This is a genomic window from Microbacterium sp. NPDC087589 (assembly GCF_044743635.1).
In the GTDB taxonomy this organism is placed as follows: Bacteria; Actinomycetota; Actinomycetes; order Actinomycetales; family Microbacteriaceae; genus Microbacterium.
Map to the genome: position 1 here is coordinate 603,987 of NZ_JBIUWV010000001.1, position 12,732 is coordinate 616,718.

Here is a 12,732-nt window from a genome sequence, read left to right on the forward strand (position 1 = left end):
CCGGCTACGACTGACCGGCTACGACTGACCGGCTACGACTGACCGCCCTTACAGGGCTGGTCGGCCGTAGCTCCGCGTCAGAAGAGCAGCGAGGAAAGCCTGTTGCGGGCGGTGATGACGCGAGGATCCGCGGCGCCGATCAGGCCGAACAGCTCGATCAGTCGCTCGCGAACCGGTGTCCGCTCGTCCGACGACAGCTGGGCGAACAGGTCGAGCAATCTTCCGAACGCATCGTCGACGTGGCCGCCGGCGATGTCGAGATCGGCGACATCGAACTGTGCCTGGACGTCTCGGGGCCCAGACGCAGCCGCAGCACGCGCGTCGTGCAGGTCGAGCTTCTGGACGCGGTCGAGGAGGCGCACCTGCCCCAGACCGGCTATCGCGTCCTCGTCTCGAGGATTCTCTGCGAGAGCCTTCTCATACGCCACGATCGCCGCGGCATAGTCGCCTGCCTCGATGGCTGCGAAGGCCTCAGCGTGCAGCGGTGGCATCGGCGGTTCCTCCGGCGTGGCCTGCTCCTCGGGCGGCTCGCCGACGTTCAACGTGCCGGTCACACCGTTCTGGGCCGCGAGCTGGAGCAACTGCGCGAAGACCTCCCTGACCTGCTGTTCAGGAACCGCGCCCGTGAACATCGGGACGGGCTGGCCGGCGATGAGCGCGACGACCATCGGGATCGACTGCGCGCGAAAGCCCTGGGCCAGCTGCGGGTTGGCATCGACGTCGACCTTGGCGAGGAGTACCTTGCCGCCGAGCTCACGCGCCACCTTCTCGATGATCGGGCTCAGCTGCTTGCACGGACCGCACCACTCCGCCCAGAGATCGACGACCACCGGCACCGTGCGCGAGAGTTCGAGGATCTGGCCGAAGGACTCGTCGGTCGCATCGACCACGATGTCAGCGGCCCCGGCAGCGGGGCTCTGCGCTGCCGCAGCCGGTGTTGCCGGGCGGTTTCGCAGAGAGGAGAGGTCGACGGCTCCTCGGAGCGCGGCGGGAGAGATATCGGTCATTTGATCACCTCGACGGAGAGAAGGTCCTGTCGGACAGCCAGAAGTCGGATCTGCTCCGTCGAGCCCTGCGCAGGAACGGAGAAGAACAGCTGGAACTCGTATTTGGTCGTCACGCCCTTGGCGGACTCGGTCACGCCCGTCAGCGCCTTGGCCTGCGCGTTGTCGCCGAAGCGGATCACGGCATCCGCCGAGGTCGGCGTCACCGACTCCGTGTCGACGAGGGAGACAGCCACGATCGCGCCACTGTCCAGCGTGGCCATCGACACCGGTGCGGAGTCCGCGGGGATCATGTCGAACGCAGTCTGCGAGGTATCGGCCGCGCCGTTGTCCGCGAGGTTCTGGACCACGGCCTGACGGCTGTCTCGAATCGACTGGGCGAGATTCTGAGAGATCTCGTCGAAGAGCCCGTAGGACGCGCTCGTCTCTCCCGTGTCGACGATATCTGCGAACGTCTCAGCGAGCTCACTCGGCGGGAGGCTGAGGAATGCGGAGTCGTCCGGCACGAGTGAGGTGCCGAGCCAGGGTGCGGCCACTTCGGGGAAGGCGGCGTCCGCCGACATCTCGGCCATGTTCGTCACCTTGTAGTTCGACCACGGGTCCTGCTGAGTCATGGTGAGGATCACCGGCGGCACAGTGTCGTCCCCGGCGCTCTTCGAGAGCAGCAATACCGTGCGCGGCCAGCGGTCGGTGGCCTCGGGCAGCACGACCTCGACATCATCGGTCGGGATCGCGGCAGGCACCGGGGTCTCCGGTACAGCGGTCCGCAGCGCGTACTCGGTCGTCCGAGCCGTCAGCGCGGGACCATCGAGACGGGTTCCGGCCAGAGCGATGTCCATCGAGGCGTCTGCGTCCGCGAGCGTTGTCGACACGTCCTGCAGGATTCGCCTCGCCTGCGACTCGGTGACCGCGGGTGGCTTCTGGTTGTCCGGGGCGATCACCGTCGCGCTGGGCGACGGCGACGGCGTCCCTTCGCCGAACTGCGGCCAGGAATCGGGCGAGCAACCGGTGGCGAGCAGCGCGGTCACCGCCAGCGCCGGCAATGCGAGCAGGCGTCGGCGGCCCGGGGTCGTCGCACGCCTCTCCGTCTTCCGATCATGGTCGGGGCTGTTCGCGCCGGCCGCATCATCCGAGCCTTCGTGGCCTGTTACCGACGTCTTCGCGCCTTCAGCGGACGGCGCCGAATCGTCGGGTGCACCGGCGGCGGAGTCCTCGATCGCTGCGCGCTCAGAAGGCGGCAGCTGAGCCACATCGATCGGCTCCGTCGCGGGCAGGGGGCCAGGCCCCTTGCGCCGCGGTCCTCGACCGCGGCGCTGATGACGGATCCCGAGGACATAGAGCACGAGTCCCACGAGAAGCATCGCGGCGCCTGCCGCCATCAGCGGACCCGCAAGCGGCGTCGAAGTGTCGAGTGGCCAGGAGATCACGATGTCATCGGGAGCGTCTGCGGTGCCGTCATACGCGATGATCAGGCTGACCCCTTCCGGGAGCTGCATCTTGTCGACGATGAGGGCGTCGGTCTCGGTGAACGAATCCAGCCAGAGATCGGAACCTGCCGGATTGCGGCCGGCCTCTGCGGCTGAGCCGTCCTCGGCCGGCGTCTCGGACGGGACCGGGGTCTCCACGGGGGCGGGGCTCTCGGTAGGCGCCGGGCTCTCCGTGGCGTCGTCGCCGTCGGCCGTGGATCCGGCAGGAACCAGCTCAGTGTCGAGCTCGCCGTCGTCTCCGGCCGTCACGTGGTTGTACGAGGAGTCTGCCAGCCACGCTTGCATATCGGCCGTCCGAACATACGCCGCGAAGATGTCACCTTCTCCCCGCACGAGCAGGGTCTGAGACCCCGGGTGCTCACGCAGAACGTCGCCGTCCAGCAGCACGAAGGGGGCAGGTTCTTCCACGGCGACTGAGACCTCCTGGGTCGATGGACCCATGAAGATGGTTCGCTGCGCGATGCCCGCAGCGATCAGTCCCGCAGCCAGCACGAAGGCCACGACGGCCCATACGAAACGCACGAATAGTCTCCTCACACGGCCCGGACGCACGCCCGAGTCGCAACACTCGACATTTCAGACTAGCGAAATCAGCTGTGTATTGCCCACGAGGGGCACTCCCAGGTCGTGTGCGGCACGTCGTCGCGGCCAGTCCGTGTGGGGTGGATACTCTTGCATGGTCCCGCATTCCGAGGAGCAGCGATGAAGATCCACAACCCGTTCCGTACTGCTCTCGTCGCGACACTCGGCGTGGGGTTGGGCATCCTGCTGATCGGCAGCGTGGAGAACCTCTCGACGGTGCTTCTCTACATAGGAACAGCGCTCTTCCTCAGCCTGGGCCTCGACCCGCTCGTCTCCTTCCTCGAGCGCAGGCGGCTCCCCCGCTGGCTCGCCGTGCTCATCACGATCCTCGCCGTTCTCGGGTTGTTCGCGGGCATCATCCTGATCGTCATCCCGGTGCTCGTCAATCAGATCTCGCAACTCATCGCCGAGATCACTGTCATCGTCCAGCGAGGCACGTTCCTCGCCGACCTGCGTCAGTGGATGGTCGACACATTCCCCAATCTCAAGGTCGACGATGTCTTCGCCTATGTCTCGAACTGGCTCGAGACGAACCTCGCCCAGATCGGCGGGTCGATCGGCCAGAGCGTCCTCGCGGCCGGCGGTGCCGTCGTGAGCGGCCTCTTCGGCGCGTTCATCATCCTCATCCTCACCATTTACCTCACCGCCTCCACGCCATCGCTCAAGCGCGCTGTGTATCAGCTCGCCCCTGCGTCGAAGCGCGAACGATTCATCGACCTGGCCGAGCAGATCACCGATTCGGTCGGCTACTACGTCATGGGTCAGGTCACCCAGGGAGCCATCAACGGCATCCTGAGCATGATCTTCCTCACGATCATCGATGCGCCTTTCCCTGCCGTCCTCGCCGTCGTGGCCTTCTTCTTCTCGCTGATTCCCCTCGTCGGCACACTCACGGGGTCGACGATCATCGTCCTCGTATGCCTCATCCCCGGACTCGGCTCGCCGGCGACAGCGATCGCCGCGGCCATCTACTACCTCATCTACATGCAGATCGAGGCGTACATCATCTCTCCGAGGATCATGAGCCGCGCTGTGTCTGTTCCTGGCGCGGTCGTGGTCGTCGCGGCGCTCGCAGGCGGCAGCCTGCTGGGCCTGCTCGGCGCGCTGATCGCGATCCCCGTGGCCGCCAGCATCCTGATCCTCTACCGACAGGTGCTGATCCCCCGGATGAACGAGCTCTAGTCAGTCCATTCGGTCGGCAGCGGGAGAGCCGCCGGGTTCACTGCGGCGACGATCTCGGTGAGGACGCGCCTGGTCTGGCTCTCCCCCACCCAGAGGTGCTTGCCGCCCTCGACGGCGATCAGCTTCGCGTGAGGGATCGCAGCGAAGCGTTCGCGGGCTTCGGCCGGGCGAAGGTAGTCGTCGAGCTCAGGGACGAGCACGACCACCTCGACGTCGGAACCGGCCCAGGCCGCGACCTCGGCGTCCGTCGCCCGGTGGAGCGGCGGAGACAGGAGGATGATCCCCTCGACGTCGTGCTCCCGCCCATACTTCAGGGCGAGTTCGGTGCCGAACGACCAGCCGAGGAGCCATGGGCGCGGAAGGCCCCGCTCGCGCACGAACTCCATCGCCGCTGCGACGTCGAACTGCTCTGCCGCTCCGCCGTCGAACGCCCCATCGCTGGTCCCGCGCGGCGAGGTGGTGCCCCTGGTGTTGAATCGCAGCACTGCAAGATCAGCCAGCGCAGGCAGCCGCGCGGCGGCTTTGCGGATGATGTGCGAGTCCATGAACCCGCCGGCCGTAGGAAGCGGATGCAGCGTGACCAGGGTGGCTGCAGGTACGGATGACTCGGGCATGGCCAGCTCTCCGACGAGCGTCAGCTCATCAGCGGTCACCAGCACGATGTCCTCGCGTCGCGCCGGCAGCTCGATCGGGCCGCGGATCTCCATGGTCATGCAATCCTCCAACAGTGTGTGTGCCAGTGCCGTCGGGCGGCGAGATCCGCAGCGTCGCCGAGAACCCCGTCTGCGCGCCAGACGACGAGGTGCGCGGTTCCCGGTGCGACGCTGCGCCCGCACCCAGGGCAGGTGTACTCCTTCAGAGCCTGTACAGCCGACACCGGCTGCACTGTCCACTCGGAGCCGCGACGCATCTCTGTGCGCTTCCATGACGCCAGGAGGCGGTCAAGCGAGTCGTCGGTGTCAGGGCGCGCCGGACGGCGTCTGCGAGAGCGAGCCATGACGCCGGCTCACCACCAGTGGTTGTTCGTCCAGAAAGCGTGAGCGCCGGCCCAGCTGCCGTATCGGCCCGTGGCATATCCCGAGGCCCAGCGGAGGTTGTCGACCGGATCGTAGCCGTTGCCGGGAACCTTGCTGCAGGGCAGCGCCTGAACGAGACCGCATGCACCCGACGACTTGTTCGTCGCGTTGGGGTTCCACCCGCTCTCGCGGGAGACGATGTAGTCGACGTAGCCCCAATCGGACTCCGGGATGCCTGCTGCCGCCATCCATTCGGCCGGGGCTCCCCCGCCTGTGTAGAACAGAGGGCCACTGGGGCCAGGGTTGGACGATCCTGAGGAACCGGACGAGGCAGTCGTCGGTGTCGGTGTCGGTGTCGGCTTGGGCGTGACGTAGACCGAGAACGTCCCTCGCTGAACGGGGGCGATCGCGGCTCCGTCCGCCGAGACAGTAAGGTTCTGCGTCTCGCTGAGCGCCGCCGAGTATGCCGACTCCGGGCCGACCGCTTCAGGCTGCTGGGCGAGTGCGACGCCGGTCGGCGCCACCATGGCCGCAGCGAAGCCGACGACCGCGAGGCCGCTGAAGAATCCCGCGACGCCCCGGCGGCGACTGCCGTTGCGCGCCGAACGAGTCGCCGATGCGGGCACAGGCGTGACGTCGTTTCGATGAGGTGTCATGGCGTTTCGGGAGTTCACGATGAGTGGCAGTCTACCCGGTGAGGTACGAGTCGGCTATCGGAACGCTCAGCGAACAGCCAGGATCACGTCGACCGTCGCATCGAGCAGTGCATCGACCTGCTCTTCTCGATACCCCCCGCGCTGCATGCGGAACGCGGCCGAGCGCAGCTGCTCGGCCGTCAGCGGCTCGCCGTCCCGCAGATACCGAGCGATGCGGGTGCCGACATGGTCGACCTCGTCGATCCGGTAGCCGAACGTGAGAACACCCGTGCGTGCGAAACGCTGTCGCTTCGGACGCGCGAGGTGATCGAGGATCACCTGGGCCTCATCACGGGCCTGCTCGACCCATGCCCCCGCGCCCTGCGAACGGACCACCCTGTCACGCGCGCGAGCCGCCAGCGCATCTTCCACTCGTCCAAGCGCCGCGTCGACCTCGGCCACGACATAGCCGTTCTTGACGAGGGGGAAAGAAGCCACACGAACGTCGGCTGCGGTGAGGTCGTCTACGTCTCCTTCGAAGGCCGCTCTCGCGGCCGCGAGGAAGGTGTCGACGGCGGCGCGGTGATAGCCGCGAACCCGCCCCGTGGTCACCGAGAACGCGGGCCGCGGCTGCACCGCGGCTTCCGCTGTCTGCACGTCATCGGAGAGCATCACAGCACCACCCAGGAGGAGAAGAGGAAATACAGGCACAGCGCAGGCACCGTCGACGGCAGGATGCTGTCGAGTCGGTCGAGGAGCCCGCCGTGCCCGGGGAGCCAGGAGCTCATGTCCTTGATCCCGAGATCACGCTTGAGCATGGATTCGCCGAGATCCCCGAGCGTCGCGGACAGGAGGATCGCGATGCCGAAGATCACGCCGATCCACCATGGCACGTCGAGCAGGAAGATCGCGAGGAGCACACCGGCCGTGATCGACCCCGCCACGGCTCCGCCGAATCCCTCCCAGGTCTTCTTGGGACTGATCTTCGGTGCCATGGGGTGCCGCCCGAAAGCGAGCCCGGCAGCGTACGCACCAGTGTCGGCCACCACGGCGATCGCGATGAAGCTCAGCACCCACCACTGGCCACCCTCCTGCTTGAGCAGGATCAGCGCGACGGCCGCCAGGAACGGCACATAGATCTGGACGAACCCGCCGATGACCGCATCGGTGAGCACATCGCCGTAGGTTCTGCCGTCCTTGGCGATCATCTGGGCGACCAGTCGCCAGACGATCACGAACGCGACGGCGAAGAACAGCATGACCCAGACGAACCACAGGTCGAGGAAGAACGCGGACAGCACGAGCAGAGTCGCGGCAATGAACTGCGGGACCACGTCGATACGTCGCCCCGATGCACGCAACGCCAGTGAGAGCTCGTAGACCCCGAGCAACGCCGCAGAGAGAGCGAACGGCACGAAGAGGACTTTGATGAACAGCAGCGAAGCGAGCAGCACAGCGCCGAATGCGAGACCGATCAGAGTCGCGAGGATCAGATCGCGCCCTGTGCGCTCCTTGATGCGCTCGTTCGCCTGGTCGAGCTGACCACGAGCATGTGTGACATGCGTGCCGAACTCGTCACGCTTTGCCCGCCACTGCTCTCTGATCGCGTTGTGCTCAGCCGTGTCCAGAGGGGACTCCGTCCTCGCGGGCTCGTCGGCGGGGAGAGGAGGACGCGGCGGAATGCTCGTCGCGTCGAACGCCGCAATGGCCCCGTCGACCGGCGGGATGGCGCCGGTCGACGGCGACGAGTCGCGCGCCGCGCGGCGCGTCTGCGGCTTGTCGGCGCCGTCGTCCTGGGGTTCGTCGGACATGCCGCCTATACCTCGAGGAGTTCAGCCTCTTTGCGCTTGAGTGCGTCGTCGATGAGGTCGACGTGCTGGCGCGTGAGGGCGTCGAGTTCCTTCTCTCCACGGGCGATCTCGTCTTCGCCGAGTTCGCTCTTGAGGCCGTCGAGTTCGTCCTTCGCCTTGCGACGGATCCCGCGCACGTGCACCTTGGCGTCTTCGGCCTTGGTCTTGACGAGCTTGACATACTCCTTGCGACGCTCAGCCGTGAGCTCCGGCATGGTCACCCGAACGAGATTGCCGTCGTTCGTGGGATTGGCACCGAGGTTCGGCATGTCCCGAATCGCCTGCTCGATACCCTTCAGAGCTGTCTTGTCGTACGGCGTGATGATGAGCGTACGCGCCTCCTGGTTCGCGAGCGACGCGAGCTGAGCGAGCGGCGTGGGCGTGCCGTAGTAGTCGACGAGCACCTTCTGGAACAGCTGCGGGTTGGCGCGACCGGTGCGCACCGTGGAGAAGTCCTCCTTGGCGGCCTCGACCGCTCGTGCCATACGGGAGGTGGTTTCAGCGAGGACATCCGCGATCACGGTGACTCCTATCGTCGGGGTGTTCTGAAATTCTATCGGGCGTGGCCCGTGAGCACCGTCAGGCGCTCAGGCGGTGACGAGAGTGCCGATCGGCTCTCCCAGAAGCGCGCGCGTCACGTTGCCGGCAGGCTCCATGCCGAACACGCGCATATCCATGTTGTTGTCCATGCAGAGACTGAATGCGGTGGAATCGACCACCTTGAGTCCGCGCTGGAGTGCATCGCGGTACGTGACTCGCTCGATCCGCTCCGCATCGGCGTGCTTGTTGGGGTCAGCGGTGTAGATCGCGTCCACGCCGTTCTTGGCCACGAGGACTTCCTGTGCGCCGATCTCGAGGGCGCGCTGTGCCGCGACCGTGTCAGTGGAGAAGTAGGGCAGGCCGGCACCTGCACCGAAGATGACGACACGGCCCTTCTCCATGTGCCGCTCGGCGCGCAGCGGAATGTACGGCTCCGCGACCTGCGTCATCGAGATGGCCGATTGCACGCGTGTGGGCGCACCCGCCTGCTCGAGGAAGTCCTGCAGAGCGAGGGCGTTCATGACAGTGCCGAGCATTCCCATGTAGTCGGCTCGTCCGCGGTCCATTCCTCGCTGGCTGAGCTCGGCTCCGCGGAAGAAGTTGCCACCACCCACGACGATGGCGACCTCGACCCGGTCGACCGCCGCAGCGATGTCGCGCGCGATCTGACTGACGATGTCGGGGTTGACGCCGAGCTGGCCGGCGCCGAACGCCTCACCGGAGAGCTTCAGAAGGACGCGACGGCGTCCTGTGCGTTCGGTCATGGGGTGATCCTCTCGTCCCGATTCAAGATAGTGCCTTCTGGGCATGAAGAAGGGGTTCGGATCGCGTTGATCCGAACCCCTTCGACGGTGTTACGCGCCGACCTTGAAGCGCGCGAAGTCCGTCACGGTGATACCGGCGTCCTTCGCCACCTGGGCGACTGACTGCTTGCTGTCCTTCGCGTAGTCCTGCTCGAGCAGGGCGACCTGCTTGATGAACGCGGAGACGCGACCCTCGACGATCTTGGGCAGCGCCGCCTCCGGCTTGCCCTCGTTGCGAGAGATCTCGGTCACGATCTGACGTTCCTTCTCCACAGCGTCGGACGGAACGTCCTCGCGGGAGAGGTACGACGGGTTGGCGAACGAGATGTGCTGCGCGATGCTGCGAGCGGTCTCGGCGTCATCACCCGTGTAGGCGACGACGACGCCGATCTGCGGAGGCAGATCCTTGCTCGTGCGGTGCAGGTAGACCTCGACCTTGTCGCCGGAGATCGTGCGCACGCGGCGCAGCTCGACCTTCTCGCCGATGATCGCGGCCTCTTCCGAGATGACCTGCTCGACGCTCTTGTCGCCCGCCTGGGCGGCGAGAGCAGCGTCGACCGAATCGGCCTTGACGGCTGCGACAGCGTCGGCGACCTTGTCGGCCAGCGCGATGAAGCGCTCGTTCTTGGCGACGAAGTCCGTCTCGCAGGCGAGCTCGATCAGCGTCACTGCGCCGTCCTGCTCGCGAGCGACGACGAGGCCCTCGCTCGTGGAGCGGTCAGCGCGCTTCGCGTTGCCCTTGGCACCCTTGAGGCGCAGGATCTCGGTGGCCTTCTCGACGTTGCCGTCAGCCTCCTCGAGCGCCTTCTTGGTGTCGACCATTCCCGTGCCGAGCTGCTCACGGAGCGCCTTGAGATCGGCGATGGTGAAGTTGGCCATGTGTGGTGGCTCCTTGCTTCGTGATGTGTGTGGTGGTCGCGGAATTACTTGGCGTCTGCCTCAGCGGGGGCCTCGGTGGCCTCTGCTGCGGGAGCCTCGTCGGCCTCAGCCGGAGCCTCAGCGGCCGGAGCCTCAGCGGCTGCGTCCTCGGCCGGAGCCTCAGCAGCAGCGTCAGCGGCCGGAGCGTCGGCAGCTGCGTCAGCGGCCGGAGCGTCGGCAGCTGCGTCAGCGGCCGGAGCGTCAGCGGGGGTCTCGAGAAGCTCCTTCTCCCAGTCGGCGAGCGGCTCAGCGTCGCCCGTCTCGGGGTTGTGCTTCTGCTGAAGGCCCTCTGCCGCTGCGTCCGCGATGATGCGGGTGAGCAGCGAGACCGAGCGGATCGCGTCGTCGTTGCCGGGGATCGGGTACTGGAAGTCGTCGGGGTCGGCGTTGGTGTCGAGGATGCCGATCACCGGGATGCCGAGCTTCTTCGCCTCGTCGATGGCGAGGTGCTCACGCTTGGCGTCGACGACCCAGAGGGCGGACGGCGTCTTGGTGAGGTTGCGGATTCCGCCGAGCGACTTGTGCAGCTTGTCGAGCTCGCGCTTCTTGAGAAGGAGTTCCTTCTTCGTGAAGCCCGAAGCGGACGGGTTCTCGTAGTCGAGCTCCTCGAGCTCCTTCATGCGAGCGAGACGCTTCGCGATCGTCTGGAAGTTCGTGAGGAGTCCACCGAGCCAGCGCTGGTTGACGTAGGGCTGGCCCACGCGGGTCGCCTGCTCGGCGAGGATCTCCTGCGCCTGCTTCTTGGTTCCGACGAAGAGGATCGTGCCGCCGTGCGCGACCGTCTCCTTGACGAAGTCGTAGGCCTTGTCGATGTACCCGAGCGACTGCTGCAGGTCGATGATGTGGATGCCGCTGCGCTCGGTGAGGATGAAGCGCTTGACCTTCGGGTTCCACCGACGCGTCTGGTGTCCGAAGTGCACGCCGCTGTCGAGCAGCTGGCGGATGGTGACCACAGCCATGGTCGTCTCCTTGTTCTGGCGCGGGTCTGCGCCGTTGAGGTTGTCAAGTCGATCGGACGATCGATCTTCCTGGTGCCCGGCGCACTCCCGCCTGAATGGAATCAGGACCTGTGGGAATGGATGCCACGACTGAAGTCGCTGTGGGCACGCGTAGTCACCCCGAGATCGAGGTGCTCCCTCAGCATACAGGATGCGCGGGCCTCACTCCCCCTGCACATCGTGCCCGTTTCGGGCTTTCCGCACACGATCCGCGTAGGCGTCGGTCCAGCGGAGCGCCATTCGCGCGCGGCGATGAGCATTGCCTCATGAGCACCCGCACACGCGCGACGATCGCCCTCCTCCTGCTGATCGTCATCGCTCTCTTACCACCCACGTCGACGAGCGCGAGAGCGTCGTCATCAGTCGATGAGGCACATCCGCTCTGGCGATGGCCGCTCGATGCGCCCCGAGCGGTCGCATCGCCGTATCGCGCCCCGGCACACGAGTTCGGGGCCGGCCATCGAGGCATCGACCTCTCGACTGCTGAAGGAGTGATCGTCCGATCTCCGGCCGATGGGACGATCGCGTTCCGAGGCGTCGTCGTCGACAGGCCTCTGATCACGATCGCGCACCCCGGCGGCTATGTGTCGACGTTCGAGCCGGTGTCCTCCACGCTCGCCCCCGGTGACACCGTCTCGGCCGGTGACGAGATCGGCACGGTCGCGGTCGGCGGTCACTCGATGCACGGCGCACTGCATCTGGGAGTTCGGCTGGACGGAGCGTACATCAACCCGATGCTGCTCTTCGGTCCGGTGCCGCGAGCGGTGCTGCTCCCCTGCTGCGACGCGCTGTGACGCGCGTCGCGTCAGCGCGTCACGCGCGGGGGTGCGCGAGACGATACGTCGCAGTGAGACGCTCAGTGGAGACGTGGGTATAGATCTGGGTCGTGCCGAGACTGGCATGCCCCAGGATCTCCTGGACCGCGCGCAGGTCTGCTCCACCGTCCAGGAGATGCGTCGCAGCCGTGTGCCTGAGCGCATGCGGGCCGACGGTGTCTGCACCGACGAACGGCGCGAGCACCTCCGCGACGAGTGAGTACACCGTGCGCGGTCCGATCCGCGCGCCCCGACTGCCGAGGAAGAGTGCAGGAGACGAGCGGGCTGTGCGCGCGGCGAGGGAGGGCCGCCCTCGTGACAGGTAGGAGCCTGCGGCTTCGCGGGCCGGAACCCCGTAGGGCACCACTCTCTCCTTCGCCCCCTTCCCCATCACTCGTGCAGTGCCCCGGTCGAGGTCGAGGTCGTCGACATCGAGTCCGCACAGCTCGGAGACCCGAATGCCGGCACCGTACAGCAGTTCGAGGATCGCGTGATCTCGGAGCGCGATCGGGTCACCGGCGGAAGCGGCTCGGCGTTGCGCGTCGAGCAGGGTCGTCATGGCGTCCTGCGAGGCGATGGTGGGGAGGGTTCGCCCCCGCTTGGGAGCGACCAGGCGCAGGCTCGGATCGTGATCGACGAGCTGCTGTTCCTGCGCCCAGCTGAAGAACGATCGGGCCGCCGCCGCTCGCCGTGCGAGCGTCGTCCGCGCGTCCCCCCGCTGAGTCGCCCGCCAGAGCCAGTCTCGGAGCGTCTCCAGGGCGACCTGGTCGAGCTCGAGTTCACCGACGGTCTCCGCAAGGTCCCGAAGGTCTGATCGATAGGCGCGCACGGTGGCGGGAGAAAGACGACGCACCCGAGCAAGGTGGTCGGTGAAGGCATGTGCGGCTGCCGCGAACTCCATG

Annotated in this window: 14 protein-coding genes; 2 read left to right on the forward strand and 12 right to left on the reverse strand. The window is 66.7% G+C overall.

Annotation, left to right across the window (positions count from 1 at the left end):
• Window positions 1–77 precede the first annotated feature (77 nt).
• Both ACIOU8_RS03030 and ACIOU8_RS03035 read right to left on the reverse strand, forming a co-directional pair.
• Window positions 78–1,007 (reverse strand): tetratricopeptide repeat protein, encoded by a 930-nt coding sequence (locus ACIOU8_RS03030; protein WP_400785653.1) that lies wholly within the window; start codon window positions 1,005–1,007, stop codon window positions 78–80.
• Complete coding sequence (locus ACIOU8_RS03035) at window positions 1,004–3,013, reverse strand: glycosyl transferase (RefSeq protein WP_400785655.1); 2,010 nt, start codon at window positions 3,011–3,013, stop codon at window positions 1,004–1,006. Before ACIOU8_RS03035 ends, ACIOU8_RS03030 begins: the two co-directional genes overlap by 4 nt.
• 180 nt (window positions 3,014–3,193) lie before the next feature.
• Here ACIOU8_RS03035 and ACIOU8_RS03040 point away from each other — a divergent pair, with 180 nt between their 5' ends.
• Window positions 3,194–4,255 (forward strand): AI-2E family transporter, encoded by a 1,062-nt coding sequence (locus ACIOU8_RS03040; protein ID WP_400785657.1) that lies wholly within the window; start codon window positions 3,194–3,196, stop codon window positions 4,253–4,255.
• On the opposite strand, the gene ACIOU8_RS03045 is transcribed toward ACIOU8_RS03040, so the two are convergent.
• The 9 genes from ACIOU8_RS03045 to rpsB all read right to left on the reverse strand — a co-directional run bounded on the left by ACIOU8_RS03045 (window position 4,252) and on the right by rpsB (window position 10,976).
• On the reverse strand, window positions 4,252–4,962 hold the full coding sequence (locus tag ACIOU8_RS03045) for an alpha/beta hydrolase (protein ID WP_400786869.1): 711 nt from the start codon (window positions 4,960–4,962) through the stop codon (window positions 4,252–4,254). The genes ACIOU8_RS03040 and ACIOU8_RS03045 overlap by 4 nt on opposite strands.
• A 2-nt stretch (window positions 4,963–4,964) precedes the next feature.
• Complete coding sequence (locus ACIOU8_RS03050) at window positions 4,965–5,252, reverse strand: hypothetical protein (protein ID WP_400785659.1); 288 nt, start codon at window positions 5,250–5,252, stop codon at window positions 4,965–4,967.
• A 9-nt stretch (window positions 5,253–5,261) separates the two neighbouring features.
• Window positions 5,262–5,927: a transglycosylase SLT domain-containing protein gene (locus ACIOU8_RS03055; protein ID WP_400785661.1), complete on the reverse strand. Its 666-nt coding sequence runs from the start codon at window positions 5,925–5,927 to the stop codon at window positions 5,262–5,264.
• A gap of 66 nt (window positions 5,928–5,993) precedes the next feature.
• A complete protein-coding gene (locus ACIOU8_RS03060) occupies window positions 5,994–6,578 on the reverse strand; it encodes a DivIVA domain-containing protein (protein ID WP_400785663.1) in 585 nt (194 codons plus the stop codon).
• The gene (locus ACIOU8_RS03065; protein ID WP_400785665.1) at window positions 6,578–7,717 is read right to left on the reverse strand and encodes a phosphatidate cytidylyltransferase; all 1,140 of its coding nucleotides are present in this window, start codon (window positions 7,715–7,717) and stop codon (window positions 6,578–6,580) included. The genes ACIOU8_RS03060 and ACIOU8_RS03065 overlap by 1 nt, the downstream gene beginning before the upstream one ends.
• A gap of 5 nt (window positions 7,718–7,722) precedes the next feature.
• Window positions 7,723–8,277 (reverse strand): ribosome recycling factor, encoded by a 555-nt coding sequence (gene frr / locus ACIOU8_RS03070; RefSeq protein ID WP_400785667.1) that lies wholly within the window; start codon window positions 8,275–8,277, stop codon window positions 7,723–7,725.
• Between the two features lie 66 nt (window positions 8,278–8,343).
• Window positions 8,344–9,060 (reverse strand): UMP kinase, encoded by a 717-nt coding sequence (gene pyrH / locus ACIOU8_RS03075; RefSeq protein ID WP_042536766.1) that lies wholly within the window; start codon window positions 9,058–9,060, stop codon window positions 8,344–8,346.
• Between the two features lie 90 nt (window positions 9,061–9,150).
• The gene (gene tsf / locus ACIOU8_RS03080) at window positions 9,151–9,978 is read right to left on the reverse strand and encodes a translation elongation factor Ts (RefSeq protein ID WP_400785670.1); all 828 of its coding nucleotides are present in this window, start codon (window positions 9,976–9,978) and stop codon (window positions 9,151–9,153) included.
• 44 nt (window positions 9,979–10,022) lie between these two features.
• Window positions 10,023–10,976, reverse strand: a complete 954-nt coding sequence (gene rpsB / locus ACIOU8_RS03085) for a 30S ribosomal protein S2 (RefSeq protein WP_400785672.1) — start codon at window positions 10,974–10,976, stop codon at window positions 10,023–10,025.
• 305 nt (window positions 10,977–11,281) lie between these two features.
• Here rpsB and ACIOU8_RS03090 point away from each other — a divergent pair, with 305 nt between their 5' ends.
• A complete protein-coding gene (locus ACIOU8_RS03090) occupies window positions 11,282–11,809 on the forward strand; it encodes a M23 family metallopeptidase (RefSeq protein ID WP_400785674.1) in 528 nt (175 codons plus the stop codon).
• Between the two features lie 19 nt (window positions 11,810–11,828).
• Here the strand turns inward: ACIOU8_RS03090 and ACIOU8_RS03095 are convergent, their stop codons facing one another.
• On the reverse strand, window positions 11,829–12,731 hold the full coding sequence (locus ACIOU8_RS03095; protein WP_400785676.1) for a tyrosine-type recombinase/integrase: 903 nt from the start codon (window positions 12,729–12,731) through the stop codon (window positions 11,829–11,831).
• Window position 12,732: the final 1 nt, after the last annotated feature.